The following is a 26,097-nucleotide window of genomic DNA, read 5'->3' as shown; positions in this document are numbered from 1 at the left end:
ACCTCAGTCATGGTACTCCGCCGCTGGGCGGCACTAACCTAATGCCATGGCGGACATCTTCGACGTGATCGCAGACGGGACGCGACGCGACATCCTCAGGCTCCTGCTCGATCGCTCCACCGCCGGTGAGAACGGCACGAGCGTGTCGCAGATCGTCAGTGCCCTCGGTGTCAGCCAGCCGACGGTCTCGAAGCACCTGAAGGTGTTGCGCGAGGCGCACCTCGTCTCGGTGCGCGAGGTCGGCCAGCACCGCTACTACAGCCTGCTGGCGGCGCCCCTCGACGAGATCGATGACTGGCTCGTGCCCTTCCTCGACACCCCTGAGCTCGTCGCCGCCGACGCCGCCGCGCTGATCTCCCTGCCCGAGCCCGCGGCGCACGCGGCGGAGCTCGTCGGGCGGGCGGCGGCATCCGCTCAGCACGCCGTCGCGAACGCGCTGAAGAAGCTGCCCGGACGCTGAGCATCCCGGTCCACCGGGGCGACGGGGCCGCCGCGCGGATCTCATCAGTCACACGGGTTTACACGCGTCGCGGCGACCCCATAAAGTAGGCCCAGCAGAACTGCAAAAGGCGAGCCGAGCGCCGGAAGGGGGCACCGTGGCTGATTTGCCGGATGTCCGCTTCCTCACCGTCGCCGAGGTGGCCGAGCTCATGCGGGTGTCGAAGATGACGGTCTACCGCCTCGTGCATGCCGGAGAGCTCCCCGCTGTCCGGTTCGGACGCAGCTACCGGGTGCCCGAATCGGCCGTCACCGAGGCCCTGCAGCGGCCGATCGCCGACGTCGGCTAGACTGACCCGAGGCATTTTCCGCTTTTGCCCGTTCCCGATCGCGCATGCCCGTGCGATCAGACCCCGACATAGTGAGGTTTCCGTGGGTTCAGTCATCAAGAAGCGCCGCAAGCGCATGGCGAAGAAGAAGCACCGCAAGCTGCTTCGCAAGACTCGCCACCAGCGCCGCAACAAGAAGTAAGCGGCACCGACACCGAGCGCCTGTCCGATGGACGGGCGCTTCGTGTTGGTCGCGCGGTCCGCCCCGTCATCCGGCGTTCGGAGGAAGCATGAAGACGATCACCGTTCAGGAACTGCAGCAGAACCCGGACCTCCCCCTCGTGGACGTCCGGGAGGAGCACGAGTTCGCCGAAGGGCGCGTGCCCGGCGCGGTCAACCTGCCGATGTCGACACTCGGTGAGCGGATCGACGAGTTGCCCGACGGGCCGTTCCGCGTCGTCTGCGCCCTGGGCGGGCGCTCGGCGCGCGTCGTCGAGGTGCTCGAGGCGCGCGGCTACGACGCCACCAACGTCGAGGGCGGCACGACGGCGTGGGCCGAGGCGGGCTTCCCGCTCGAGCGCTGACGCCGCGGTGCGGGTGACGCCGCTCCGGGGCATCCGCTCCGTCGACCGCCCCGCCCCTCCCACACCGCCGTAAAATGGCGGATGTGACCACCCTCACCGTCATCGGAAAGCCCGACTGCCACCTGTGCGATGTCGCGCAGGGCGTCGTCGAGGCCGTGGTCGCCGACTTCCCCGAGGATGAGGTCATCGTCGAGCACCGCTCGATCGTCGATGACCCCGCGCTGCACGCCGAATGGTGGGAGAAGATCCCCGTCGTGCTCATCGACGGGCGGCTCCACACCTACTGGCGGGTGTCGGCCGATCGCCTCAGCACGGCGCTCCGCGAAGCCAAGCAGTCCTGACTCAGCTCCTTGGGTCTCCGTCGTCGGCACCGTCGGCCGTCGCGCCGACGACGGGGATCGCCTGCGTGAACGCGCTCGCGCGCTCGACGGCCTCGGCGCTCCCGGTGAAGAGCCCGCCGGTGTCGGGGCGCGGCTCTTCGGCTTCGGCGGTCTCGCCTTCGGCCTCGGTGAGGAGCACCCGCTGGGTCGGAAGCGCGGTGGGCATGGTCCGCTGCATCCAGGTGACCATCGCCTCGCGGACGGCACAGCGCAGGTCGAACAGGGTGGGGGCGTCCACGGCCGAGACGAGGATGCGCACTCGCACGAAGCCGGCGACGGCATCGGTGACCTGCAGCACCGCGGTGCGTCCGTCCCACAGGTCGTTGTCCGCGACGACGCGGGTGAGCTGGTCGCGCATCCTGGAGGGCGACACCCGCCAGTCGACGTCGAGCTCGACGGCTCCGAGAAGCGCGCTGCCCTGCCGGGTCCAGTTCTCGAAGGGCGTCGTGGTGAAGTACGTGCACGGCAGCACCAGGCGCCGTTCGTCCCACAGGTCGAGCACCACGTAGCTGAGCGTGATCTCACCGACCCGGCCCCATTCGCCCTCGACGACCACCACGTCATCGACGCGCAGCGCCTCACTGAAGACGAGTTGGATGCCCGCGAACATGTTCGCCAGCACCGACTGAGCGGCCAGTCCCGCGATGACCGACGCGATACCGGCCGACGCCAGCACGCTCGCCCCCACCGCGCGCACCTCGGGGAAGGTCAGCAGGATCGCCCCGCCCGCGAGCACCACGATGATCGCGATGGCGAGGCGCCGGAGGATCAGCGTCTGCGTGCGGATCCGCCGCGCGACGCGGTTGTCGGGCACGTCGATGCGGTATCGACCGAGAGCGAGGTCGGAGAGGAAAAGCACCAGCGCCCCCACGAGCCACGCCCCGACGATGATCGTCACGATCGTCATCGCGTGGTTGAGCGCGGGTTTCCACGCCGGATCGGGGAAGGTCACGGCGATAGCGATCCACAGGGCGATCACCAGGACGAACGCGCGGAACGGCCGGCGCGCGCGAGTGATGAGGGATGCCGGCCACTGCCGCTTCCGGACGAAGAGGCGCATCGCGCCGGTGACGATCAGGGCGACGGCGATGGCTCCGATCACCGCAACGGCGATCGCGATGGCGAACTGCAACCATTCCTGCCACATGAGAGGGCCCTCCGTTCGGGTAGTCGGCGGAACGACCACCTTAGGCGACAGGCCGATGGGATCCCCGCATCCGCTCACCGGCCGGCGGCTGACCTCACGCCCGTGGTCGCACCACCACCGGTTCCGACGCGAAGGCGATCCGCACCCGGTCGCCGAACTGGACCCGCTCTGCCACCGGGTGCTGCACCTGCACGAGCGACCCGTCGGCGGTGTGCACGAGGGTGCGCCGGGAATTCCCGAGGAAGGTGCTCTCCTGCACCACCGCGTCGACCCCTGCCTCGTCCGCCGCGGCGAGTCGCACGTTCTCGGGCCGCAGGAACACCTCGACCTCGCCCGCGGAAGGAGCGGCACCCTCGATGAGGCGCAGCGGCAGCGGCACACCCCACACCTCGACGGCGTCGCCGGTGACGGCGACCGTGCCGGGCACGACGCTCGACACCCCCACGAACGCCGCGACGTACGGTGTCGCCGGCCGGAGGTACAGGTCTTCCGGAGTGCCGATCTGCTCGATGCGACCGGCATTCATCACCGCGATGCGGTCGGAGACGGCCAGGGCCTCCTCCTGATCGTGGGTGACGAAGACCGTGGTGATGCCCAGGCGCAGCTGGATGCGGCGGATCTCGTCGCGCAGCTGCACCCGCACCTTCGCGTCGAGGGCCGACAGCGGTTCGTCCAGCAGCAGCACCCGCGGCTCGGTGACGAGGGCGCGGGCGAGGGCCACGCGCTGCTGCTGGCCGCCCGAGAGCTGGTGGGGGAAACGGTCGGCCAGATGCCCGAGCCCCACGAGGTCGAGCGCGTCGGCCGCGCGCGCCGCGGCATCCTTCTTCCCCACCCCCCGTCGGCGCAGCCCGAACGCGGTGTTCTCGAGCGCCCGCAGGTGCGGCAAGAGCGAGTACGACTGGAAGACCATGCCGATGTCGCGCCTATTGGTGGGGACGGATGACACGTCGCTGCCGCCGAGCAGGATGTGCCCTTCGGTCGCCCGCTCGAGGCCTGCGAGGACGCGGAGAGCTGTGGTCTTGCCGCATCCCGAGGGGCCGAGGAGCGAGACGAACTCACCCGGCGCGATGTCGAGGTCGACGCCGTGCAGCACGCGGGTCGGGCCGTAGTCCTTCACCACGCTGCGCAGCTCGACCCGGGTGCCGGTGCCCGCCTCGGCGAGGAGGGCGTTGTCGGCCGTGGCGGGGAGAGTGCGCGGGCTGGTGTCGGAGGTGGTCACGAACGGCTCCTTCGAAGGGTGCGGCGGGGCGAAGCGGGGCGGGAGGCGACGGAGGCGCCGATCCGGCCGGCGCGCCCGATGATGAGCAGCAGCACGAACGCGAAGGCGAGGGCGAGCAGCGTGAAGATGGCCGCGGCGTACGCATCCTGTCGGTTGATGACGACCAGTCCCGTCTGCAGCACCTGCCGGTTCAACAGTGACGCGATGGTGAACTCGCCGAGGACGACGGCGACCGAGATGAGGGATGCTGCGAGCAGGCCCTGACGCAGGTTCGGCGCGATCACACGCAGGAGCACGGTGAACCAGCCGGCGCCGAGCGTTCGTGCCGCTTCGGCCAGGGTCTTCACGTCGACGGCGTCGATGGAGGCCTGGATCGAGCGGTAGGTGAAGGGGAGCACGAGGATGCCGTACGCGAAGGCGAGCGTCCACGCGCCGGTGCCGAGGGTGCGACCGATCTGCAGGTAGATCGGTGCGAGCCCGACGACGAGCACGATGGCGGGGATCGTGATGGGCAGGAGGGCGAGGAACTCGAACCCGCGCCGGAGTTTCGGGAACTTCAGCGCCACGAGCACCATCGTCGGGGTGAAGAGGAACAGCACGATCAGGACCGTCACCGCGGCGAGGACGAGCGAGTTGCCGAGCCCCGTCCAGATCGGCGCGTACCTCGCGGCGTTCGCCGGATCGAAGACCGACAGCCAGCGCTCGAACGTGTACACGCCGCCGGCGGGGGAAGACAGGGTGAACAGGAAGGTGGCGACGAAGGGCACCGCGAAGACGAGCCCGACGACGAGGCCGATGAGCCACCGGACGACCGGTGAGGGGGCGATGCCTCTCATGCCTGCCACCTCGCCGTCCGACGCTGGATGAGGGAGTACAGCCACATCACGACGGCGACGACGACGATCATGCCGAGCGCGAGGGCGCCGGCGAGGTTCTCGCGGCCGAGGACGGTCTCGCTCGTCAGCGCGGCCCGGATCTGCAGCGGCACGATCTGCGACCCCTGGCTCGCGAGCGCCGCAGCGGTGGCGTAGGACGAGAACGCGTTGGCGAACAGCAGCAGCAGGCTGGCGAGGAACGACGGAGCGAGCACGGGGAAGCCGACGTGCCGCCAGAACCCGCCGCGGGTGCCGCCGAGGGTGAGGTGCGCCTCGAACCACTGCGGCCGGAGCGCGGCGAGGGCGGGCATGAACGTGATCACCATCAGCGGGATCTGGAAGACGAGGTAGGCGGGGATGAGCCCGGGAAGGGCGTAGATCCACGCGCCGTCGGCGAAGATGTCGATGCCGAGGGCATCACGCAGGAAGCGCGTGACGATCCCCTGCGTGCCGATCGTCGCGATCATCGCGAAGGCGAGCATGACCCCGCCGAACTGGGCGAGAACGCCGGATGCCGCGTCGACCGTCGTGCGGATGACGCCGGTGTCGGGGAGGCCGAGCAACGCGTAGCAGACCGCCGCCCCCACGACCGCGCCGACGATCGCGGTGAGGAGGGAGATCCCGGTCGAGTTGACGAACGTGGTGATGATCACGGGGTCGCCGAGCGCCGCGATGTTCGCCAGGGTGAAGGCGCTGTCGCCGTCGAAGAGCCCGGAGGCGATGGCGAGGATCGTGGGGAGGGCGAGGAAGAGCAGCACGTAGAGGGCGAACGGGGTCAGACCCAGCCACGACCACTCGCGGACCCTGGCGTTCCGCGGCACGCGGCGCTGCCGCGCCGGAACCTGGGGCTCCGGCGCGGCAGCACTCGTCACGTCTGCGGGTGATTCCCCGGCGTGAGCGGGGGCTCCTGTCACTGGATCGCCGCTGCCCACTCCTGGCCGAGGAGCTCGCCGGCCGCGGCGCTCTGCTCCTCGGTCGGCACGACGGTGTCCTCGGGGGCCTCGGGCAGGGCCGCCGCCAGCTCCTCGTCGATCGTGCCCGCTTCGATCATGGCGTCCATGCGCACGGGGCGGGCGCCCCCCTTCAGCCAGAGGTTCTGCACCTCGTCGCTGTAGAGGAACTCCTGCCACAGGCGGGCAGCGGCGGGGTTCGGGGCATCTTTGTTGATCGCCTGGTTGTAGTAACCGGCGTACCCGGTGCCGGGGAAGACGACGACCTCCCACGCGGGGTTGTCGGCGGCGTGCGCGGCGTTGAGGTAATCCCAGTCGAACACCACCGGGGTCTCTCCGCTGGCGACCGTCGCCGAGGTCACGTCGAGCTTCAGCAGGTTGCCGACGGCGTTGAGCTCGGAGAAGAAGTCGATGCCGGGCTGGAAGTCGTCGAGGTCGCCGCCGGTCTGCACCGTCGCGAGCCCCACGGCGGCGAACGCGGCGCCCGCCTGGGTCGGGTCGCCGTTCAGTGCCACCGAACCGCGGTAGTCGTCACCGAGGAGATCCTCGATGCTCTCGGGGGCGGGGAAGCGCGACGAGTCGTAGCCGACCGACATGTAGCCGCCGTAGTCGCCGACGAACAGGCCCTCGGGGTGCTTCAGCTCGTCGGGGATGTCGTCCCAGGTCTGCACCTGGTACGGGGCGAAGTAGTCGGTGCTCTGCAGCGCCACGGTGAGGCCGAGGTCGAACACGTCGGGGGCGGTGTCGAGGCCCTGGTTGGTCTCGGCGGCCTGGATCTCTTCGGCGCTGGAGGCGTCGGGCGACTGCTCGTTGATGGTGATCTCGGGGTAGCGCTCCGCGAACAGGTCGATGATCTCGCCGTAGTTCGCCCAGTCGCGGGGGAGCGCGATGACGTTCAGCTGGCCTTCGGCCCTGGCGGCTTCTTCGAGGTCTTCGAACGTCCCGAAGTCTTCGAGGCTCGTCGCGGTGGCGGCGTCGACCCCGGAGTCGGATGAGGCGTCGCCGGAACCGGCGGCGGCGCCGCCGCAACCGGCGAGCATGACCGCAGCGGCGGTGGCCAAGGCCAGGACGGCGAGCGTGCGCGACGCCGGGCGAGGGGTGCGTGACATGGAGTTGTTCCTCTCGGGTGAGCGCACCGCCGTGTCGCGCCGAAGCGCGTGCGATGCGGGGGACGAGAGGAACCTAGAAGCGCCCGGTTACCGGGCGCACCGGCCGAGGTGAACGATCGGTGAGCGCCCGGTGACGGGTTCGCGGGGGATGCGTTACGGCGCCAGGCGGGTCGGACCGCGGAAGAGGAACGTGACCTCGCGGATCGAAGACTCGCCGAGCAGAAGCATGAGCACGCGTGCGAGGCCCATGCCGAAGCCGCCGTGCGGAGGAACGCCGTAGCGGAAGAAGTCGAGGTAGTGCTCCAGACCCTCCAGCTCGAGGCCCTTCTCGACCGCCTGCTTCTCGAGCACCTCGACGCGGTGCTCGCGCTGCGCGCCCGTGGTGATCTCGGTGCCGCGATACAGCAGGTCGTAGCTCTTGGTGAGCCCCGTCTCCTCGTCGCGCATGTGGTAGAACGGCCGGATCTCGGCGTGGTAGTCGGTCACGAAGACGAAGTCGTGGCCGAAGGTCTCCTTCACGTGGGCCGACAGCTGACGCTCGCCTTCGGGGTCGAGGTCGCCGTCGGCGCGGGGGATCTCGTACCCGCGGGCGGCGACGATCTCGCGCGCCTCGGCGAGCGGGATGCGGGGGAAGGGCACCGCCGGCACCTCGACCTCGATGCCGAACAGGTCGCGGATCTCGTCGCCGTGCTTGTCCTTCACCGCGGCGATCGCGGTGGCCAGAAGCTCCTCCTGCATCGCAGCGACGTCTTCGTGGGAGTCGATCCAGCTGATCTCGGCGTCGATCGAGGTGAACTCGGTGGCATGGCGGCTGGTGAACGAGGGGTCGGCACGGAATGCGTCGGCGATCTCGAAGACCTTGCCGAATCCGGCGGCCTGGGCCATCTGCTTGAAGTGCTGCGGGCTCTGAGCGAGGTAGGCGGTCTGGTCGCCGAAGTACTCCAGCTGGAACAGCTCGGCGCGCGACTCCGACGGGCTCGCCATGAGCTTGGGGGAGTGGATCTCGATGTAGTCGCGCTCCACCCAGTACGACCGCATCGCGTGCTCGAGCGTCGTCTGCACGCGGAAGATCAGGTTGTTGCGGCGCTGGCGGAGGTCGAGAAAGCGCCAGTCCATGCGCTTGTCCATGCCGCTGTCGGCGGCGATCGGGGTCTCCGGCAGCGCCGCGGAAGCAATGGCGAGCGAGCCGATCTTGACCTCGACCCCGCCGAGCTTCACGCGCTCATCGTGCTTGAGCTCCCCCTGGACGGTCAGGAAGGTGCCGGTGGCAAGGCCCGAGATCGTCTCGGTCAGGGCCAGCGCTGCAGCATCCTGCTCCGACGGCTCCTCCGTCGGCCGCGTGGCGGGATTGACCAGCTGCACCGCCCCGGTCTCATCGCGCAGAATGACGAACTGCACCTTCTTCTGGTCTCGGACGGTCTCGACCCAGCCCGAGACGGTGACCGGCCCGTCGGCGCGACCCTGCAGTTCTTCCACCAGCACGCGTTCACTCACGAGGGTCGAGTCTAGTCCGCGGCGCCGCAGCCTCCCGGGCCGGGGAGACGGGGGATACCCCGAAACACTCCCGGCGGCCAGCGCACAGGTGCCGGTAACCTGCGCCGCCTACCCTGGGGGGATGGCTTCGGGAAGCGACGGTTCATGGCTGGGTGCGCTCATCGACTGGACCGTCTCGCTGATGGAGGTGATCGGCCCGGTCGGGGCCGGCATCGGCATCGCGCTGGAGAACCTGTTCCCGCCCCTCCCCAGTGAAGTCATCCTGCCGCTGGCGGGTCTGACCGCAAGTCGAGGGTCGTTCACGCTCGCCGAGGCCCTCATCTGGACCACGCTCGGCTCGATCGTCGGCGCGTTCGTGCTCTACGGGCTCGGCGCCTGGCTGGGCGCCGATCGTCTGCGCCGCATCGCTGAACGCCTCCCGCTGATGAAGGGCGAAGACATCGACAAGACGGTGGCGTGGTTCCACCGGCACGGCGGCAAGGCGGTGTTCTTCGGGCGGATGGTGCCGATCTTCCGGAGCTTCATCTCCATCCCCGCCGGGATCACGCGGATGCCGCTGTGGAAATTCGGTCTCCTCACCGCCGCCGGAAGTCTCATCTGGAACACGATCTTCGTGCTGTCGGGCTTCTTCCTCGGTGAGGCCTGGCCCGTCGTCGAGCAGTACGCCGAGATCCTGCAGTACCTCGTGATCGCCGCCGCCGTGGTCGCGGTGGTGTGGTTCGTCGTCGTCCGGGTCCGCGCGCTGCGGGAGGAGCAGCAGGCCGAGGGGTGAACCCCCGTATCCTCGCTGGCATGACGACGCCTGCCACGACGCCGCCAGCCGCCACGTTCGCGCAGGCGATCCTCGCGATCCCCTCCTTCCTGCTGAACGTGGTCCGCGGCGCCCTGATCGGCCTCGCAGAGCTCATCCCCGGGATCTCCGGCGGCACCGTGGCGCTCATCACCGGCGTCTACGAAAGGCTCATCACGTCGGCGTCGCACGTCGTCACGGCTGCGCGCATCGTGGTCTCGGGCCCCGACCGGCGACGAAACGCCGCCCGGGAGCTTCGGCAGGTCGACGTCGCGCTGATCCTTCCCGTCCTCCTCGGCATGGTGGCGATGGTGCTCACCCTGGCGGGGATCGTGGAGTCGATGGTGTCGGCCAACCCGGAACTGTCCCGCGGACTGTTCTTCGGTCTCGTCGCTGCGAGCATTGTCGTTCCCCTGCAGCAGATCCCACGCCTCCGGCGTTTCACGACCGCACGCATCGGGGGAGTCGCGGTCTTCTTCGCCTCCGCCATCCTCGCCTTCGCGCTCGTGGGCCTGGCAGGCGGCGCGGTGGCCGTCGACCCTTCCCTGATCATCGTCTTCTTCGCCGCGGCGATCGCCGTCTGCGCCCTCGTCGTCCCGGGCGTCTCGGGCTCGTTCTTCCTCCTCGCGATCGGGCTGTACTCGCCCACGCTCCTCGCCGTGGATGAGAGGAACCTCGCCTACCTCGGGGTGTTCGCCGCGGGTGCGCTGCTCGGTCTCGTCACCATCGTGCAGGCCATGCGACGCCTGCTCGAGCGCCACCGCCGGCTGACACTGCTGGCGATGTCGGGGCTGATGCTCGGGTCGCTCCGGGCGCTCTGGCCCTGGCAGGAACTGTCTCCCGGCGAGACGCACGGCGTGGGTTCGCCGGTCGCGCCCTACGACCCGGTGGCGGGGCCTCTCGTGTTGGCACTGCTGGGCGCTGCGGCGGTGTTCGTGCTCCTGCTCGTCGAGAATGCGCTGGCGCGTCGATCTCTCGACGCCGAGCATGGTTCAGAAACTCCCCAGAAGCCGCGCCTTTAGACTGGGCAGGTGCCCGCAGACCGCCTCCATCTCGTGCGTCACGGGGAGGTCGACAACCCCCGCCGCGTGCTCTACGGCCGTCTTCCCGGCTACGGATTGAGCGCCGAAGGGCGACGGATGACGCAGGAGGCGGCCGAATACGTCCGCGAGACCGGGCGGGGCGTCAGCCGCCTGGTGTGCTCGCCGCTGCAGCGCACCCGCGAGTCGGCCGAGCCGTTCACCGAGACATTCGGACTCGAGCCCGTCGTCGACGAGCGCGTGATCGAGCCGACGAACGTGTTCGAGGGGAAGCGGATGTTCCGGGCCCTGCTGAACCCGTGGAACTGGCGGCACCTGCGCCGACCGGCCCTGCCGAGCTGGGGTGAGCCCTACAACGAGGTGATCGCGCGGATGAACGCGGCGATGACCGAGGCGTGGGAGGCGGTGGACGGCGGCGATGTGGTGATCGTCTCGCATCAGCTGCCGATCTGGGTCACCCACCTCGCTGCGGCGGGTCTGCCCTCGCGGCACGATCCCCGTGAGCGCCGCTGCGCCCTGTCGAGTGTGACGAGTTTCGAGATGGTGAAGAACACCTGGACCGAGGTCGGCTACGTCGAACCGGCGAGTCTCGCCGGCGCGCGTGACGAGGGGGCCGTATGACCTCGCTCATGCGTCGCGGCCGGGCCGTGGCATCCGCTCTCGTCGCCCTCGTGCTGGTCGGCGGTCTCGCCGCGTGCTCGAGCGACCCGCTCGCCGAGCAGTATCGCGAGGGGGCGAACACCGGGTTCATCGCCGGCGATTTCCGGGTCGTGGAGATCCCCGAAGCCGATCGTGGCGAGCCGGTCGCCTTCTCGGGCGTGCTCGACGACGGCTCGACGGTCACCGAGGCCGACTACGCCGGCGAGGTGCTGGTGGTGAACTTCTGGTACGCCGCGTGCGCGCCCTGCCGGGTGGAGGCGCCGTTCCTCGAAGAGGTCAACCAGGAGTACGCCGACGACGGGGTGTCGTTCCTCGGGGTCAACACGTACGACTCCGCGCAGGCGTCGCTGGCGTTCGCCGACACGTACGGGGTCACCTACCCCAGCGCGCTCGCCGTGGAAGACGGCTCGATCAAGCTGGCCTTCGCCGAGCGGACACCGCTGAACGCCACGCCGACCACGCTCGTGCTCGACCGCGAGGGGCGCGTCGCCGCGCGGATCATCGGCCAGCTCGAAGACGCCTCGGTGCTCGACACCATCGTGGGCGAGTTGGCGGACCCGTCGTGAACATCTCCGCGCTGATCGCCGACGGCGCTCTCTGGCTCGCGCTGCCGATCGCGGTCGCCGCGGGGCTGGTGTCGTTCCTCTCGCCGTGCGTACTCCCGCTCGTGCCGGGGTATCTCGGCTTCATCGGGGGCGCGGTGGCGTCGAGGCCCGCGCCGGTGCGCACCCCTGCGCCTTCCGGCGCGCGGACGATCGGCCGAGGCGCGGACGATTCGGCCTCGGGCCTCCGCGACTCAGCCGATTCTCCGCGCGCCGATGCGGGCGGAGAAGCCGACGCAGACGAGGCCGGGCGCACGCAGGCCGGTCGCGGTCGCCTTGTGCTCGGCACCCTGCTCTTCATCGCCGGCTTCACCGTCGTGTTCATGGCGATCAACATCTTCGGCGGCACGCTCGGGCGCTTCTTCATCGAGTACACCGACCTCATCACGCGCGTGCTCGGTGTCGTGGTCATCCTCCTCGGGCTCGTCTTCATCGGGGTCTTCGGGTTCGCTCAGAAGATCGCACGGCCGCAGATCCGCAGCAGCCTGGGGCTCGTCGGCGCGCCCCTCCTCGGTCTCGCGCTCGGGATCGGCTGGGCGCCCTGCATCGGCCCGACGCTCAGCGCGATCCTCGCGATGTCGTGGAACTTCGGCGACCCGGTTCGGGCGGGCATGCTCGGATTGGCATATTCGCTCGGCCTCGGCATCCCGTTCCTCCTGCTCGCCCTCGGCTTCGGCTGGGCGACGCGATCGGTGGCGTTCCTCCGCCGTCACATCCGCACCGTCAACCTCGTCGGCGGGACCCTGCTGGTGATCCTCGGTCTGCTCATGGTCACCGGCGTCTGGACCGTCCTCATGGCGCAACTGCAGGGGGTGTTCCTCAGTGTCCCGCTCCCGCTCTGACGCCGGTGCCGGTGTCGCCGCGGATCCGCTGCGGCCATCGGATCACGCCGACTCCGGATCATCCGCACCCGACCAGCCCGCGCTCGGACTCGTCGGCTGGCTGCGCTGGGCGTGGCGTCAGCTGACGTCGATGCGCACCGCGCTCGTGCTGCTGCTGCTCCTCGCGATCGCCGCGGTGCCGGGCTCGATCTTCCCGCAGCGCAGCGCCGACCCGAACGGTGTGACGCAGTGGTTCACCGACAATCCCGACCTGGCGCCGGTGCTCGACAACCTGAGCCTGTTCGACGTCTACATATCGCCGTGGTTCTCGGCGATCTACATCCTGCTGTTCATCTCGCTGATCGGCTGCGTCATCCCGCGCACCAAGCATCACTGGAAGGCGTTGCGCGCTCGTCCGCCGCGCACGCCCGCGCGGTTGACGCGGCTGGAAGACCATCGCGAGCGGGTCGTGCCGGTGCCGTCGGAGGATGCCGCGGATGACGCGCGCCTCGCGATCGACCTCGCCCACGACCAGCTGCGGCGGGCCGGCTACCGCGTCGAACGGTACGACGATGGGCTGTCGGTGTCGGCCGAACGCGGGTACCTGCGTGAGACCGGGAACCTGCTGTTCCACGGCGCACTCGTCGGCGTGCTCCTCGCGGTCGGGATCGGCGGCGGCTTCACCTACACCGGTCAGAGCGTGATCATCGAGGGGCGCACCTGGGTCAATTCGCTGCTGGACTACTCCTCGTTCAACCCCGGCCGCTTCGTCGACGAAGAGCAGCTCGTGCCCTACGCGATGACGCTCGAGGACTTCGAGGTGACCTACCAGCCCGTCGGCTCCAACGGGGCGGGGCAGGCGGGCGATTTCGCCGCGAACCTCACCACGCAGCTCGCGGGCGAGGCGCCGCAGGAGGGCGTGGTGCGCGTGAACGCCCCGCTCGAGCTCGCCGGCGACCGCATCTACCTCATGGGCAACGGGTACGCCCCGACGCTCACCGTCCGCGATCCGGCGGGCGAGGTGGTGTTCTCCGAGTCGGTGCCCTTCCTGCCGCAGGACACGAACATGACCTCGCTCGGCGTGGTGAAGATCCCCGACGGGCTGTCGGAGCAGCTCGGCCTCGTGGGGTTCTTCTACCCGACCGAGGCGCCGCTGGACACCGGGGCGTTCACGTCGGCCTATCCGGCGCTCATCAACCCCGTCGTCTCGCTCGACGTCTACGAGGGCGACTTGGGGATCGACGACGGTATTCCTCGTTCGGTCTACGCGCTCGACACCGGCGACATGGACCGATTGACCGGTGGCGACACCGGTGTCGACTCGATCCAGCTCGCCCCCGGCGACACCGCCGACCTTCCCGGCGGGCGCGGGACCATCACCTTCGAAGACGAGGCGACCGAGGGCGCGCAGGGGTACGACGAGTCGGTCAAGAGGTACGTGTCGCTCTCGGTGCACCGCGATGTGGGTGCGCCGTGGGTGCTGGCGTTCTCGGTTCTCGCCACGGCGGGGCTGCTCGCGGGCCTGTTCGTGCCGCGGCGCCGCATGTGGGTGCGCGCCACGCCGTCCGGCGACTCCGTGAAGCTCGAGTACGCGGGGCTCGCCCGCGGCGAGGATCCGGGCTTGGCCGGAGCCGTCGATCAGCTGGCTCAGCGTCACGGCGATGCCGTGGACGGCGTGCTCCGCGAGCGCGTCTAGCCCGCGGGCGGTCCCCGCCCCGCCCCGCCCCGCCCCGCCCCGCCCGCGAGGGTGCACTCCATGCTCGCGAGGGTGCACTCGCTCGGCGAAGGGGCTCGTCCCGCCGACCAACCCGCCTTCGCGCGAAGCCGCCGCGCACCGGAGGGTGACTCGTCGCGAGCGCGGATTTCTCCGCGGAGCAGCCCGAGGGCGGCGAGGCGGGCGGGATGTCACGACGGCGAACCAACCCCGGCTCGGCGCTGAGGCCCAAGCGTAGACTGGGATCCATGCCCGACGCCGCCCTGACGCTCGATTCGGTCTCGGTTCTCCTGGTCTGGACCGCCATCGCGATCTACGCCCTCGCCTTCATCGCCTATGCGATCGATCTCGCCCGCCGTTCGGCGTCGGCGATCGAGGAGAAGGATGCCGCGAGCGGCGCCGTCCGCACCGAGGCACGCGAACTCGTCGGGGCTGCCGCAGGCGGATCGACGACGTCGGCGCGGGGCGCGGGCTCGGCGGCATCCGCTTCCGACTCCGTGTCGTGGACGCAGGATGCCTCGGGCAAGAAGCCCCGGCTGGTGTGGGCGCGGGTCGGCACCGTGCTGACGGTGCTGGGGTTCATCTTCCACCTGGGGGCGACCGTCACGCGCGGCATCGCCGCCGAGCGTGTGCCGTGGTCGAACATGTACGAGTTCGCCCTGACCGGCACGCTCCTCATCATCGCGGTGTACCTCGCCGCGCTCGTGCGGTCGGATCTGCGCTTCCTCGGCTCGCTCATCACCGGGCTCACCGTGCTGCTCCTCGGCGGGGCGACGCTGGCGTTCTACGTCGAGATCGTGCCGCTGATGGACCCGCTCAAGAGCGTGTGGCTCGTCATCCACGTCTTCGTCGCGTCGCTCGCGACGGCGCTGTTCGCCCTGGCCTTCGGGCTGTCGGTGCTCCAGCTCATGCAGTCGCGGCGCGAGACGAAGGCGAAGGGACCGGGGTTCCTGCGCACCCTGCCGCGCTCGGAGGCGCTGGAGTCGCTCGCCTACCGCTTCACCATCATCGGCTTCATGTTCTGGACGTTCACGCTCATCGCCGGTGCGATCTGGGCCAACGACGCCTGGGGCCGCTACTGGGGCTTCGACACCAAGGAAGTCTGGACGTTCGTCATCTGGGTGCTCTACGCCGGGTACATCCACGCGCGCGCGACGCGCGGCTGGCGCGGCTCGCGGTCGGCATGGCTGTCGATCATCGGGTTCGCCGCGGTGCTGTTCAACTTCACGATCGTGAACATGTTCTTCAAGGGCCTGCACGCCTACAGCGGCTTGAGCTGAGGCGCGCTCCGCGCGATCGCCCAGCCCGCATTCACGACCCGTCAGAAAACGCGGCTCCGGATGGCGCAGGGCGGCGTTTCTCGACCGCTCGCGGTGCGGGGAGGTCGGGCGCGCGGCGCGCGGGCGCGCCACCCCACGCGCGACCCGTCAGAAAACGCGGCTCCGGATGGCGTAGGGCGGCGCTTCTTGACCGCTCGCGGTGCGGGGAGGCCGGGCGGCGGCAGGCGCGCGGCGGTGGGTCCGCGTGCGCGCGAGCGTGCCCGCCACGCACGACCCGTCAGAAAACGCGGCCCGCGACGAACCGGGGCCGCATCTTCTGACGGATCGCGTGCGCGCGGGCGTGCCCGCCACGCGCGACCCGTCAGAAAGCGCGGCTCCGGATGCCTCGGGGCCGCGTTTCCTGACGGATCGCGTGCGACACCGGGGCCGAGTCAGGCCGACGCGGGGCGGCGCTCCTCGACCGCTCGCGGTGCGGGGAGGTCGGGCGGGCGGTGGGTCCGCGGGCGGTGGGTCCGCGGGCGCGCCACCCCACGCACGATCCGTCAGAAAACGCGGCTCCGGATGCCTCGGGGCCGCGTTTTCTGACGGGTCGGCGAAGGGGACGAGGGGCTGGGGCAGGGGCAGGGGGCGGGGGCGGCCTTCAGCGATCGGACCGACACCGTCCGCCGACGGGCCACCGCCAGCACAGAGGCGATGAGCGCCAGGATCGTCCAGACGGCGAGGCCGGCCAGACCCGCACCGAGACCGTCGGCCGAGGTGAGGGCGGCGAGCATCCCCTGGTACGCGGGGGCGGTCGGCAGCAGCGACGCGACCGAGGTCAGTGCGCCCGGCACCGTCGAGACGACCCCGGTCGCGACGACGAGCACACCCACGAGCGCCGAGATCCACCGGCCCACACCGCCGAAGACGGCGACCAACGCCTGGTTCACAGCGGCGAAGGCGACACCGGCGGCGACGCAGACCGCGGCGTAGACCGTCCATTCGCCCCACGTGTACGCCGCCGCGAGCTGCACGATGCCGGCGATCAGCACGCCCTGCACGGCGCCGATGACGGCCGCGGGCAGGAACCCGCGGAGCGCCAGCACGGCCGACGGTGCACGAGAGGTCAGGGCGCGCCGTGACACCGCCTGGAGCGCCACGAACGTGCCGAGTCCGCCGAACCACAGCGCGAGGGTGGACAGCAGCGGGATCGCCGAGGCGCCGAACAGGTTGTCGCCCACCCCCTGCGCGGCGACCGGGTCGGCCACCACCGTGGCGAGGTCGGTCGCCTCGCTGTCGGTGTAGGTCGGGATCTCCTCCGTCGCGGTCGCGAGTCCGTCGGCCAAGCTCGTCGTCCCCTCCGCGACGCCGGCCGCGCCGTCGTTGAGCCCCTGCACGCCGTCGGCGAGCCCCGCTGTCCCTTCGGACACACCGGCAGCGCCGTCACTGATACCGCGCACGCCGGTCGCCAGAGATTGCGCACCCTCCGCCGCCTGCTGAGCGCCGCTTGCCAGCGCCGACGCCCCGCTTCCGAGCTGCCCGGCTCCGCCCGCGAGCTGTCCTGCGCCCGCGGCGGACTGATCGGTTGCATCCGCCAGCTGACCCAGCCCTCCGCCGAGCTGGTCGACGCTGTCGGCAATGGTGCGGAACTGACCCGCGAACTCCGTCGCGCCCTGGGTGTCGAACTGCTGGAGCGCCCCATTCGTCGTCCCGGCCGCGGTTGCCGCGTCGACGGCGGTCTGGGCCGCTCCGCCGGCGGATTGCGCCGTGGCACCGATATCCGCCGCCGTCGTGCCCGCGGTACCGGCGACCGCGGTGAGCTGAGCGCAGAATTCCTCTGAAGCGCCCGAGGCGGCGCAGGTCGCGGCCAGCTGACCGAGCGACTCCGCGAGTCCGCCCGCAGCGGGGGCGATGGTTCCGAGACTCTGGGCTACGCCGCCGATCTGCTCCGCGGAGTCTGCCGAGTCGTCCGCGGCCGACTGAGCGAAGCCGGAGATCTCATCAGGGACCAGGCCGGTGCGTTCGAGTTCATCGGCGCCCGCACGGACGCCCGCGGAGATCTGGGCAGCGCCGTCGGCGGCTCCTCGGATCCCACCGGCGATCTGCGTTAGGCCATTCTGGAGCTCCACAGCCCCCTGCGAGAGTCCGCTCGCGCCACCGGCGAGCTGCCCCGCACCCGAGCCGAGCTGGCTGATCCCCCCGGGGAGTGCCGCCGCGCCATCCGCAGCCTGCGCCGCACCGTCGGCGAGCTGACTGGCACCGTCGGCCAGCGCGGCCGCCCCGTCGGCGGCCTGCGAGGCGCCGTCGGCGAGCTGGCCCGCGCCGTCGGCGAGCTGGTCCGCCCCGGAGGCCGCCTCGCCGAGCTGCTCGCCGAGCGTCGTGAATCCGAGGAACACGTTCTCGAGGTAGGTCTCCGACAGCTGCTGTCCCACGAGCGAGGCGGCGGTGGTCGTCACCTGCGCGGTGATCGCGTCGTCGACCACGCGGCTGTCGGGTGGTGTCGTCACCTCGATCGTCGCCTGCTCGGGCGTCTCGCCCGGCTGCGTCGAGGTCGCCGCGGCCGAGAAGTTCGCGGGGATCGTCACGACCGCCGCATACGTGCCGTCGGCGAGGCCTTCGGCTGCGTCATCCTCGTTCGAGATCGTCCAGGTGAGGTTGCTCTCGAGGTCATCCGACCCTTCGACGAGCCCGGCGCTCAGCTGACGGCCGAGAGGCACCGTCTGTCCGTTGATCTCGACCGGTTCGTCGTCGTTCACGATCGCGGCGTTCAGCTGATCGAGCCGCTCGGTGGGGTTGTAGAGCGCGGCGACGAGGATGCCGCCGACGATCACCGGCAGCAGCAGCACCCCGAGGATCGTCAGCCACGTCACCGGCTTCGGGCTGCGCGCGCGTTCGAGGGGAAGAGTCATGAGAACACCTCATCGAAGGGGGAGGTCGAAGACGCTGCGTCATCGGAGCGCGAAGAACGGGACGAGCGGGAGAGTGCGGATGCCGCGGGCGGGCCGCTCACCGACAGCACCGTGACCCCGGCGCGACCTGCTTCGGTGAGGGCGCGCTCGGCGAAGGCCGCGTCGCTGGCCGACACGATGAGGGTCGTCTCGCCGCTCTGCCGCAGCACGGCGAGGGCCTGATCGCGAGCGGCGAGCGACTGGGTCTCGATCGAGTCCAGCGCGTCGACCACCACCACCCGGCTGCCGCCGTCGAAGGCCTCGCGGAGCTCGCTCGCGGGGTCGTCGTTGTTGTGCAGCAGCGCCACACCGACCCGTGGGCGCACCCATGCGGCACGCTCGGGGAGGAGGTGCCCCTCGACCTTGATGCGACCCTCGGTGGGGGCCAGGCGCCCCGCGATGGTCAGGAGCAGTCCGCGTGCAGCGCGCGCATCATCGGAGGTGACGATGAGTGTCGACCCCGGCTCCACCCGGAACGAGGCGCCGGCGTACACGACGTCACCGCCACCCTCGCCCTCGCCGCCGTCGCCGACGCCGACCCCCTCGGCCACGACCGCGGCGGTCGTGTCGCGCTCGGGCCAGTCCTCGAGCGCGATCTCGCGCTCGACGGCCTCACCCTCGATGTCGAAGTGCGGCAGCATCCGGTCGAGCGCCTTCGGGAACCACCAGGCCTTCTCACCCAGCAGGGTCATGACCGCGGGCACGAGCGTCATGCGCACGATGAAGGCGTCGACGGCGATCCCGACGGCGAGCCCGAGCGCGATGGGCTTGATCGACGTATCCCCCTCGGGGACGAAGGCCGCGAACACGGCGAACATGATCACCGCCGCCGCGGTCACCACGCGGGCGGACGCGGTGAAGCCCGAGCGCACCGCGCCGACCGCGATCGCCCGGAGCTCGTCGCGCGAAGGATTGCGGCCCAGGCGCCGTCGTGCATGGACGAAGTCTTCGCGCATGCGCGAGACGAGGAAGACCTCGTAGTCCATGGCCAGGCCGAACAGCACGCCCATGAGGATGATCGGCATGAAGCTGATCACCGGTCCGGTGCGCGAGACGTGGAGCAGGTCGGCGAACCAGCCCCACTCGAACACCGCCGCGACGGCGCCGAATCCGGCGGCGACCGAGAGGAGGTAGCCGGCGGCGGCCTTCAGCGGCACCCAGATCGAGCGGAAGACGATCATCAGGAGGACGAGCGAGAGCCCGACCACGAAGATCCCGAAGGGGAGCAGCGCCTCACCCAGCCGGTCGGAGATGTCGATGGCGACCGCCGTGAAGCCGGTGACCTTCAGATCCACGCCGTACTCATCGAGGAGCCGGTCGTGCTGCGCACGCAGCTCGCGGACGAGGTCGGCGGTGGCCGGGTCGTCGGGAGCGGTCTCGGGGACGATCTGGATGATGCCGGTGTCAGCGGTCTCGTTGGGGGTGGCCAGGGCCACCTCCTTCACGCCGGGCACCTGCTCGATCTCGGCCGCGAGGTCGTCCATCAGGCCGAGCGGGTCGGTCGAGGTGACGATCGTCCCGGTCATGATGAGCGGGCCGTTGGCCCCGGGGCCGAACTTCTCCGCGACGAGGTCGTAGGCCTGGCGGGCCTCGCTCTCCTCGCTCTGCATCCCGGCGTTGGGGAGGGCGAGGGTGAGGCTCGCGGCCGGAATCGCGGCCGCGCCGAGCGCCGCGACGACCGCGATGGTGGTGAGGAGGGGGCGGCGCGTGACGATCATCACCCAGCGGTTGGGGCGTTTCGGGCCGTCCGCCTTCAGCGCCTTGGGTGCCCGTCGCCGCTTCCAGCCGACGACCCGCCCCTTGGCGAAGCCGAGAAGAGCCGGAGTGAGGGTCAGTGCCACCACCACGGCGATCGCGACGGCGACGGCCGCGGCGATCCCCATGGTGGTGAGGAACGGGATGCCGGCGAACGACAGGCCGATGAGCGCGATCAGCACCGTCACCCCGGCGAAGACGACGGCCGAGCCGGCGGTGCCGGTGGCGCGCGCGGCCGACTCCTCGGGTTCCATCCCGGCGCGCACCTGATCTTGATGTCGCGCGACGATGAAGAGGGAGTAGTCGATGCCGACCGCGAGTCCGAGCATCACCGCCAAGAGCGGCGTCGTCGACGAGATGGTCGAGAACACCGTGGCGACGAAGATCAGGGCGACCGCGAGACCGACGCCGATGATGGCGCTGATGAGCGGGAACCACGCCACGGCGATCGAGCGGAAGGTGATCATCAGCACGAACAGGGCGATGAGCACGCCGATCGCCTCGATGATGGTCAGCGTCGGCACCGCCGTGGAGAACAGATCGCCGCCGAGAGCCGCCTGCGACCCCGCGGGCAGAGTCTCGGCGAGCTCGTCGGCGATGGCCTCGGCCGACGAGACGGTCTCGTCCGAGATCTCGGTCGCCTGACCCTCGAACTGCATCCGGATGATGGCGGCGGTGCCGTCATCGGAGACAAGGCCGCTGATGGTGTCGTCGTAGGGGTCGGTGACGGCGATGACATCGTCGAGGTCGGCGAAATCCGCCACCGCGTCGTCGATGGCGCTGCGATACGCCTCGTCGTCGATCTGGTCGCCGTCCGCGGCGACCACCACCAGCTGCGCGCTCGTGCCGCTCACCTGCGGGAACGTGCGATTGAGCTCCTCAAGGCCTTCCTGCGCCTCGGTGCCGGGGATCGAGAAGGAGTTGTCGGTTCCCTGGGAGAACAGGGCGGCGCCGCCGCCGGCCAGGGCGAGCAGGAGCAGCCAGGCGACGAGCACCTTCCACGGCCGACGGAACGACCAACGTCCGAGTGCGTACAGCAGTGTGGACACGGCGCCTCCTGGAAACGGGGATCAGATATCGATACAGCGCTGTATCCAATACACAGGTGTATCGTAAAGCGCGCCCGGACCGCCAGTCTGGGGAGTTCCCGTGAAAGTCGAAGGAGGATCGATGACGAGCACCACCCCCGCACGCCGTCGCGATGCCACGCGTCAGCGCCTGCTCGATGCCGCCGGTGAGGTCTTCGCTGAGTCAGGCCTCGACGCCGCCTCGGTCGAGGCGGTGTGCGAGCGCGCCGGGTTCACCCGCGGCGCGTTCTACTCCAACTTCGACAGCAAAGAGGAGCTCTTCCTGGAGCTCGCGGCCCGAGTCTGGGAGGCGCGCGTCGAGGCGGTTGCGGTGCGGGTGGCCGAGCTCGAAGACGGCGGCCACCTCGAGGTGACCACCGATGCCATCCAGGCGGTGGTGCAGCGGGTGCTGGACGGACCCGCCGAAGACCGGCTGGGCGTGCTCCTCATGAGCGAGATCCGCATGCACGCGCTCCGCAACCCTCGCTTCGCCGAGGGGTACCTGCGGCAGCAGGACGAGATGCACGCGAGCGTCGCGCGCATCATCGACGACATCGGACGCTCGACGAGGGTGCGCTTCCGGGTGCCGGCTGCCGACGCTGCCCGCCTGTTCATCTCGTCGTGGGAGTCCACGCTCGTCCGCGCGGTGATGGCCGGTCTCGACGACGACGAACGCGAGAAGCGCTGCCGTGCCGAGGTCGCGCAGATCGCGCACCTGGTGCTCGTCGACGACTGAGCCCGGCCGGGGGCGCGTCACTCCATCGCGAGAAGGGCGTGGCAGCGCGCGATGCGCTCCACCCACCACTGCCGGCGCTCGGCGTCGACGGCGCGGCGCTCCAACACTCCGAGGTCGGGAACCGGCCGGACCACGCGCAGAGCTCCGTCCTGGGCGACATAGTCCGAGACGTCCTCGGTGAAGAGGGCCCCGGTGCCCAGGCCGCAGTCATAGGGGAGCTCGGGGAGCGCTGCGGCCAGGGCGGCCCCCATCGACAGGCCGACCGCGGAGTCCAGCGCGCTGGAGACGACGACGGGAAGCCCCGCCTCGGCGACGATGCGCAGCGCGCGTGACACCCCGCCGAGCGGCTGGGCCTTGATGACCAGGAGGTCCGCGGCCTCGGCGCGGGCGACGGCCAGTGGGTCGTCGGCCTTGCGCACGCTCTCGTCGGCGGCCACGGGGATGTCCAGACGCGAGATGCGGCGCCGGAGCTCGGCGAGCTCGTCGATGCTCGCGCAGGGCTGCTCGACGTATTCGAGGTCGTAATGCTCCATGGCCCGCACGGCGTGCTCGGCCTCGTCGATGTTCCAGGCGCCGTTGGCGTCGATCCTGATGCGTCCCTCCGGTCCCATCGCCTCGCGCACGGCCGCCACGCGGGCCACATCGTCGGCCAGGCGCTGGCCCGGGTCGGCGACCTTCACCTTCGCGGTGCGGCAGCCGGCGAACCGCGCGAGCACCTCGGGGACGGATGCCGCGGGCACGGCCGGCACGGTCGCATTCACCGGGATGAGGTCGCGCCGTGCCGGGGGAGTGGGGGACCAGCCGTACTCCAGCGCGGCGGCGAGCCACGCGCTCGACTCGCGATCGTCGTACTCCACGAAGGGCGAGAACTCCGTCCACCCCTCGGGTCCCTCGATCAGGGCCAGTTCGCGGCTGTCGAGACCGCGGAAGCGCGTGACGAGCGGCAGGGACACGACATGCAGTCGTTCCAGGACGTCGTCGAGCCGGGGGAGTGTCATCCGCCCATTGTGGCCGGTGCCGCAGCATCCATCATCGTGTCATTGACGATAGTGTGTGATGCACAGTACAGTGTGAGCCATGAGCGAGACCGAAGCCCTCGACACCCACCTGCAGGAGCTCCGTCGCGGGACCGTCGTGCTGGCGTGCCTGCGGCTGCTGCAGGATCCCGGGTACGGCTACGGCCTGCTGGAGGAGCTGCAGTCGCGCGGCTTCGACGTCGACGCCAACACGCTCTACCCCCTGCTGCGCCGCCTCGAGAAGCAGGGGCACCTGACCAGCGAGTGGAATACCGACGAGGCACGTCCGCGCAAGTTCTATCGCACGAGCGCCGAAGGGGTGCGGCTCGCCGCTGCCCTCGGCGCCGACTTCGAGGCGCTCGCCCGCGCGATCGCCGACCTTCCCGCTTCATCCGCCGCCTGAGGACACGCCATGACCACGACCACCCTGACCGACCGCTACATCGACGCCGCGATGCGCACGGTGCCCGAGGCGCAGCGCCCCGATCTCGCTGCGGAACTCCGCGGATCCATCGACGACCAGATCGACGCCCGCATCGCCGGCGGCGAAGACCCCGCTGCCGCCGAGCGGGCGGTGCTGCTCTCGCTCGGCGACCCGGAGGTGCTCGCCGCCCAGTACACCGATCGGCCGCTGCAGCTGATCGGCCCCCGCTACTTCCTCGACTGGTGGCGGCTGCTGAAGCTGCTGCTCGCGATCGTGCTGCCGTGCGCCGCCTTCGGCGTGGCACTCGCCCAGACCCTGAGCGGAGCGAGCTTCGGCGAGCTGGTCGGCTCGGTCGTCGTGACGCTGATCCAAGTGACGGTCAACCTCGGGTTCTGGACCGTCCTCGTCTTCGCCATCGTGGAGCGCACCGTCCAGCGTCGCGCCGACATGGGTCTCGGGGAATGGTCGCTCGACCGGCTCCCCGAGCCGCGCCCGCGCGGCGCCGGATTCGGCGACATGGTGGGGCAGCTGGTGTTCCTCGTGCTGGGGGTGGGGCTGGTGCTGTGGGATCTCGCCATCGGATTCGTCCCGTCCGAGCGCGGGCTGTCGTTCCTCGACCCCGGTCTCTGGCCGACGTGGTTCGCGGGCCTCGTGATCCTCGCCGTTGCCGAGGCTGTTCTCACGATCGTCGTCTACCTCGTCGGGCGCTGGACGCCGGCGCTCGCCGTGGCGAACCTCGTGCTGAACGCCGTGTTCGTCGCCGCGGCGGTGTGGCTCCTCACGCAGGGACGGCTGCTGAACGCCGCGTTCTTCCCTACGGTGATCGGCGAGGGCGGCGACGATGTCGCCGGCATCCTCTCGGTGATCTTCGGCTTCGGGATCGTCGCCATCGCGGCGTGGGACACGGTGGACGCCTTCCTCAAGGCGCGCCGAGGGCGGGGCGGAGCGATGCTCGGGCGGTGACCCGACGTCGAACCGCGATCCGGCCCCACGCCCCGCGTTCTAGGCTGGCGACATGCTTCTCGATACTCCCGTGCGCCTCGGCGTGCAGATCCAGCCCCAGCACGCCACCTACCCGCAGATCCGCGACGCGGTCCTCCGCCTGGAGGAGATGGGCGTGGACATCCTGTTCAACTGGGACCACTTCTTCCCCCTGTTCGGCGACCCCGACGGCCTGCACTTCGAGTCGTGGACCATGCTCGGCGCCTGGGCCGAGCAGACCGAGCGGGTCGAGTTCGGCTCGCTGGTGAACTGCAACAGCTACCGCAACGCCGACCTGCAGGCCGACATGGCCCGCACCCTCGACCACATCAGCGGCGGCCGCTTCATCTTCGGCACGGGCTCGGGCTGGTTCGAGCGCGACTACACCGAGTACGGCTACGAGTTCGGCACCGCCGGCTCGCGCCTGAACGATCTCGCCGAGGGCCTCGAGCGCGTGGTCGCGCGGTGGGGCAAGCTCAACCCGGCACCCACCCGTGACATCCCGATCATGATCGGCGGCAAGGGTGAGCAGAAGACCCTGCGCCTGGTCGCCCGCCACGCCGACATCTGGCACAGCTTCGTCACCCCCGACGAGCTCGGCCACAAGCTCGGTGTCATCGACACCTGGGCTGAGAAGGAGGGGACCGATGTCACCGACCTCGTCGTCTCGAACGAGTTGCAGCGCCGCGACCAGTCCGACGCCGACGCTCTCTTCGACGCCGGCGTCCGGCTGTTCACCCTCGGGTGGGCGCCCTCCGAGGCCGACTACGACGTGATCGCCGGGTGGCTGCGCTGGCGCGACGCCAAGAACGGCAGCGGGAGCGCGGTGTGAGTCCCGAAGCGGTCTCCGACCTCTTCGATCCGGCCGAGTGGGTCGCAGCCCCCGGCGCGGAGCGATACACCGACATCACCGCCCACGTCTCCACCGACGGGCGGATCGCGCGCATCGCATTCGACCGTCCCGAGGTGCGCAACGCCTTCCGTCCGCGGACGGTCGACGAGCTCTACGACGCCCTCGACATCGCCCGGCAGGATCCGCGCATCGGCGTGGTGCTCCTCACCGGCAACGGCCCGAGCCCCAAGGACGGCGGCTGGGCGTTCTGCTCGGGCGGCGACCAGCGCATCCGCGGGCGTACCGGCTACCAGTACGACGGGACGGATGACGCCGGCGATGAGTCCGGCGAAGCGCGCGCGGCGCTCGGGCGACTGCACATCCTCGAGGTGCAGCGTCTCATCCGGTTCATGCCGAAGGTGGTCATCGCGGTGGTGCCGGGATGGGCGGCGGGTGGAGGGCACTCGCTGCACGTGGTGTGCGATCTCACGATCGCCAGCCGCGAGCACGGCCGATTCAAGCAGACCGACGCCGACGTCGGGTCGTTCGACGCCGGCTACGGTTCGGCGTTCTTCGCCCGTCAGATCGGGCAGAAGTTCGCCCGGGAGGTGTTCTTCCTCGCCGAGGAGTACTCCGCCGAGCGGGCCTACGAGATGGGGGCGGTCAACCGTGTGGTCGACCACGACGATCTCGAGCGCGAGGCGCTGTCGATGGCCCGGGTCATCCTCACGAAGTCTCCGACCGCGATCCGCATGCTGAAGTTCGCCTTCAATGCCGTCGACGACGGCATCGCCGGCCAGCAGCTGTTCGCGGGCGAGGCGACGCGCCTCGCCTACGGCACCGACGAGGCGGTCGAAGGCCGCGACGCGTTCCTGCAGAAGCGCGACCCCGACTGGTCCCCCTACCCCTGGCACTACTGACGGGTCC

At 70.4% G+C, this 26,097-nt stretch carries 26 protein-coding genes; 17 read left to right on the top strand and 9 right to left on the bottom strand.

Annotation, left to right across the window (positions count from 1 at the left end):
* Positions 1–46: 46 nt before the first annotated feature.
* The 5 genes from DT073_RS14785 to DT073_RS14765 all read left to right on the top strand — a co-directional run bounded on the left by DT073_RS14785 (position 47) and on the right by DT073_RS14765 (position 1,692).
* The gene (locus tag DT073_RS14785; protein WP_124294082.1) at positions 47–460 is read left to right on the top strand and encodes an ArsR/SmtB family transcription factor; all 414 of its coding nucleotides are present in this window, start codon (positions 47–49) and stop codon (positions 458–460) included.
* Between the two features lie 136 nt (positions 461–596).
* The gene (locus DT073_RS14780; RefSeq protein WP_124294081.1) at positions 597–788 is read left to right on the top strand and encodes a helix-turn-helix domain-containing protein; all 192 of its coding nucleotides are present in this window, start codon (positions 597–599) and stop codon (positions 786–788) included.
* Positions 789–870: 82 nt separating this feature from the next.
* Complete coding sequence (locus tag DT073_RS14775; protein ID WP_003792170.1) at positions 871–969, top strand: 30S ribosomal protein bS22; 99 nt, start codon at positions 871–873, stop codon at positions 967–969.
* 88 nt (positions 970–1,057) lie between these two features.
* Positions 1,058–1,351, top strand: coding sequence for a rhodanese-like domain-containing protein (locus tag DT073_RS14770; RefSeq protein WP_124294080.1), 294 nt, complete (start codon positions 1,058–1,060; stop codon positions 1,349–1,351).
* Positions 1,352–1,434: 83 nt separating this feature from the next.
* Positions 1,435–1,692, top strand: a complete 258-nt coding sequence (locus DT073_RS14765; RefSeq protein ID WP_205782951.1) for a glutaredoxin family protein — start codon at positions 1,435–1,437, stop codon at positions 1,690–1,692.
* 1 nt (position 1,693) lies between these two features.
* On the opposite strand, the gene DT073_RS14760 is transcribed toward DT073_RS14765, so the two are convergent.
* From DT073_RS14760 to aspS, 6 genes are all read right to left on the bottom strand, one after another.
* On the bottom strand, positions 1,694–2,878 hold the full coding sequence (locus DT073_RS14760) for a mechanosensitive ion channel family protein (protein WP_124294078.1): 1,185 nt from the start codon (positions 2,876–2,878) through the stop codon (positions 1,694–1,696).
* Positions 2,879–2,972: 94 nt separating this feature from the next.
* The gene (locus tag DT073_RS14755) at positions 2,973–4,097 is read right to left on the bottom strand and encodes an ABC transporter ATP-binding protein (RefSeq protein WP_124294077.1); all 1,125 of its coding nucleotides are present in this window, start codon (positions 4,095–4,097) and stop codon (positions 2,973–2,975) included.
* Positions 4,094–4,933 (bottom strand): ABC transporter permease, encoded by an 840-nt coding sequence (locus DT073_RS14750; protein WP_124294076.1) that lies wholly within the window; start codon positions 4,931–4,933, stop codon positions 4,094–4,096. The genes DT073_RS14755 and DT073_RS14750 overlap by 4 nt, the downstream gene beginning before the upstream one ends.
* Positions 4,930–5,844, bottom strand: coding sequence for an ABC transporter permease subunit (locus tag DT073_RS14745; RefSeq protein ID WP_205782950.1), 915 nt, complete (start codon positions 5,842–5,844; stop codon positions 4,930–4,932). Before DT073_RS14745 ends, DT073_RS14750 begins: the two co-directional genes overlap by 4 nt.
* Positions 5,845–5,882: 38 nt before the next feature.
* On the bottom strand, positions 5,883–7,031 hold the full coding sequence (locus tag DT073_RS14740) for an ABC transporter substrate-binding protein (RefSeq protein WP_124294074.1): 1,149 nt from the start codon (positions 7,029–7,031) through the stop codon (positions 5,883–5,885).
* 153 nt (positions 7,032–7,184) lie between these two features.
* A complete protein-coding gene (aspS, locus tag DT073_RS14735; protein ID WP_124294073.1) occupies positions 7,185–8,525 on the bottom strand; it encodes an aspartate--tRNA(Asn) ligase in 1,341 nt (446 codons plus the stop codon).
* Positions 8,526–8,646: 121 nt separating this feature from the next.
* Between aspS and DT073_RS14730 the strand changes: the two genes are divergently transcribed.
* The 7 genes from DT073_RS14730 (at position 8,647) to ccsB (ending at position 15,432) form a co-directional block, all read left to right on the top strand.
* Complete coding sequence (locus tag DT073_RS14730) at positions 8,647–9,297, top strand: DedA family protein (protein ID WP_124294072.1); 651 nt, start codon at positions 8,647–8,649, stop codon at positions 9,295–9,297.
* 20 nt (positions 9,298–9,317) lie between these two features.
* On the top strand, positions 9,318–10,337 hold the full coding sequence (locus DT073_RS14725; RefSeq protein ID WP_124294071.1) for a DUF368 domain-containing protein: 1,020 nt from the start codon (positions 9,318–9,320) through the stop codon (positions 10,335–10,337).
* Between the two features lie 9 nt (positions 10,338–10,346).
* Complete coding sequence (locus tag DT073_RS14720) at positions 10,347–10,976, top strand: histidine phosphatase family protein (protein ID WP_124294070.1); 630 nt, start codon at positions 10,347–10,349, stop codon at positions 10,974–10,976.
* On the top strand, positions 10,973–11,581 hold the full coding sequence (locus tag DT073_RS14715) for a TlpA family protein disulfide reductase (RefSeq protein ID WP_124294069.1): 609 nt from the start codon (positions 10,973–10,975) through the stop codon (positions 11,579–11,581). Before DT073_RS14720 ends, DT073_RS14715 begins: the two co-directional genes overlap by 4 nt.
* Positions 11,578–12,459 carry a cytochrome c biogenesis CcdA family protein gene (locus DT073_RS14710; RefSeq protein ID WP_124294068.1) on the top strand — a complete coding sequence of 294 codons (882 nt, stop codon included), beginning with the start codon at positions 11,578–11,580 and terminating at the stop codon, positions 12,457–12,459. The genes DT073_RS14715 and DT073_RS14710 overlap by 4 nt, the downstream gene beginning before the upstream one ends.
* Entirely contained in the window at positions 12,440–14,134 is a 1,695-nt protein-coding gene (resB, locus tag DT073_RS14705; RefSeq protein ID WP_205782949.1) for a cytochrome c biogenesis protein ResB, read from the top strand. The genes DT073_RS14710 and resB overlap by 20 nt, the downstream gene beginning before the upstream one ends.
* A gap of 266 nt (positions 14,135–14,400) precedes the next feature.
* Positions 14,401–15,432, top strand: coding sequence for a c-type cytochrome biogenesis protein CcsB (ccsB, locus tag DT073_RS14700; protein ID WP_124294067.1), 1,032 nt, complete (start codon positions 14,401–14,403; stop codon positions 15,430–15,432).
* 542 nt (positions 15,433–15,974) lie between these two features.
* On the opposite strand, the gene DT073_RS14695 is transcribed toward ccsB, so the two are convergent.
* Both DT073_RS14695 and DT073_RS14690 read right to left on the bottom strand, forming a co-directional pair.
* Positions 15,975–18,320: a YhgE/Pip family protein gene (locus DT073_RS14695; RefSeq protein ID WP_124294066.1), complete on the bottom strand. Its 2,346-nt coding sequence runs from the start codon at positions 18,318–18,320 to the stop codon at positions 15,975–15,977.
* On the bottom strand, positions 18,317–21,163 hold the full coding sequence (locus DT073_RS14690; protein ID WP_124294065.1) for an efflux RND transporter permease subunit: 2,847 nt from the start codon (positions 21,161–21,163) through the stop codon (positions 18,317–18,319). The genes DT073_RS14695 and DT073_RS14690 overlap by 4 nt, the downstream gene beginning before the upstream one ends.
* A gap of 121 nt (positions 21,164–21,284) precedes the next feature.
* On the opposite strand from DT073_RS14690, the gene DT073_RS14685 reads away from it, so the two are divergent.
* Complete coding sequence (locus DT073_RS14685) at positions 21,285–21,917, top strand: TetR/AcrR family transcriptional regulator (protein WP_124294064.1); 633 nt, start codon at positions 21,285–21,287, stop codon at positions 21,915–21,917.
* Positions 21,918–21,934: 17 nt separating this feature from the next.
* Here the strand turns inward: DT073_RS14685 and DT073_RS14680 are convergent, their stop codons facing one another.
* Positions 21,935–22,915: an o-succinylbenzoate synthase gene (locus DT073_RS14680; RefSeq protein WP_124294063.1), complete on the bottom strand. Its 981-nt coding sequence runs from the start codon at positions 22,913–22,915 to the stop codon at positions 21,935–21,937.
* A 79-nt stretch (positions 22,916–22,994) separates the two neighbouring features.
* Here DT073_RS14680 and DT073_RS14675 point away from each other — a divergent pair, with 79 nt between their 5' ends.
* From DT073_RS14675 to DT073_RS14660, 4 genes are read left to right on the top strand one after another with little or no spacing between them, the layout of a single operon-like run.
* Entirely contained in the window at positions 22,995–23,336 is a 342-nt protein-coding gene (locus DT073_RS14675; protein ID WP_124294062.1) for a PadR family transcriptional regulator, read from the top strand.
* Positions 23,337–23,345: 9 nt separating this feature from the next.
* Positions 23,346–24,320, top strand: coding sequence for a permease prefix domain 1-containing protein (locus tag DT073_RS14670; protein WP_124294061.1), 975 nt, complete (start codon positions 23,346–23,348; stop codon positions 24,318–24,320).
* Positions 24,321–24,372: 52 nt separating this feature from the next.
* Positions 24,373–25,170: an LLM class F420-dependent oxidoreductase gene (locus DT073_RS14665; protein WP_124294060.1), complete on the top strand. Its 798-nt coding sequence runs from the start codon at positions 24,373–24,375 to the stop codon at positions 25,168–25,170.
* The gene (locus DT073_RS14660) at positions 25,167–26,090 is read left to right on the top strand and encodes a 1,4-dihydroxy-2-naphthoyl-CoA synthase (protein WP_124294059.1); all 924 of its coding nucleotides are present in this window, start codon (positions 25,167–25,169) and stop codon (positions 26,088–26,090) included. The genes DT073_RS14665 and DT073_RS14660 overlap by 4 nt, the downstream gene beginning before the upstream one ends.
* The last annotated feature ends 7 nt before the right edge of the window (positions 26,091–26,097 follow it).

It is taken from the genome of Microbacterium sp. ABRD28 (assembly GCF_003850245.1).
Lineage (GTDB): Bacteria > Actinomycetota > Actinomycetes > Actinomycetales > Microbacteriaceae > Microbacterium.
This window is presented reverse-complemented; position numbering and strand designations above follow the sequence as displayed.

Coding starts and splice junctions, on each gene's coding strand:
- DT073_RS14695 (WP_124294066.1), bottom strand. CDS start 18,320: ATGACTCTTCCCCTCGAACGCGCGCGCAGCCCGAAGCCGGTGACGTGG.
- DT073_RS14675 (WP_124294062.1), top strand. CDS start 22,995: ATGAGCGAGACCGAAGCCCTCGACACCCACCTGCAGGAGCTCCGTCGC.
- DT073_RS14715 (WP_124294069.1), top strand. CDS start 10,973: ATGACCTCGCTCATGCGTCGCGGCCGGGCCGTGGCATCCGCTCTCGTC.
- DT073_RS14785 (WP_124294082.1), top strand. CDS start 47: ATGGCGGACATCTTCGACGTGATCGCAGACGGGACGCGACGCGACATC.
- DT073_RS14725 (WP_124294071.1), top strand. CDS start 9,318: ATGACGACGCCTGCCACGACGCCGCCAGCCGCCACGTTCGCGCAGGCG.
- DT073_RS14680 (WP_124294063.1), bottom strand. CDS start 22,915: ATGACACTCCCCCGGCTCGACGACGTCCTGGAACGACTGCATGTCGTG.
- DT073_RS14730 (WP_124294072.1), top strand. CDS start 8,647: ATGGCTTCGGGAAGCGACGGTTCATGGCTGGGTGCGCTCATCGACTGG.
- DT073_RS14740 (WP_124294074.1), bottom strand. CDS start 7,031: ATGTCACGCACCCCTCGCCCGGCGTCGCGCACGCTCGCCGTCCTGGCC.
- DT073_RS14760 (WP_124294078.1), bottom strand. CDS start 2,878: ATGTGGCAGGAATGGTTGCAGTTCGCCATCGCGATCGCCGTTGCGGTG.
- DT073_RS14770 (WP_124294080.1), top strand. CDS start 1,058: ATGAAGACGATCACCGTTCAGGAACTGCAGCAGAACCCGGACCTCCCC.
- DT073_RS14685 (WP_124294064.1), top strand. CDS start 21,285: ATGACGAGCACCACCCCCGCACGCCGTCGCGATGCCACGCGTCAGCGC.
- DT073_RS14665 (WP_124294060.1), top strand. CDS start 24,373: ATGCTTCTCGATACTCCCGTGCGCCTCGGCGTGCAGATCCAGCCCCAG.
- DT073_RS14750 (WP_124294076.1), bottom strand. CDS start 4,933: ATGAGAGGCATCGCCCCCTCACCGGTCGTCCGGTGGCTCATCGGCCTC.
- ccsB (WP_124294067.1), top strand. CDS start 14,401: ATGCCCGACGCCGCCCTGACGCTCGATTCGGTCTCGGTTCTCCTGGTC.
- DT073_RS14670 (WP_124294061.1), top strand. CDS start 23,346: ATGACCACGACCACCCTGACCGACCGCTACATCGACGCCGCGATGCGC.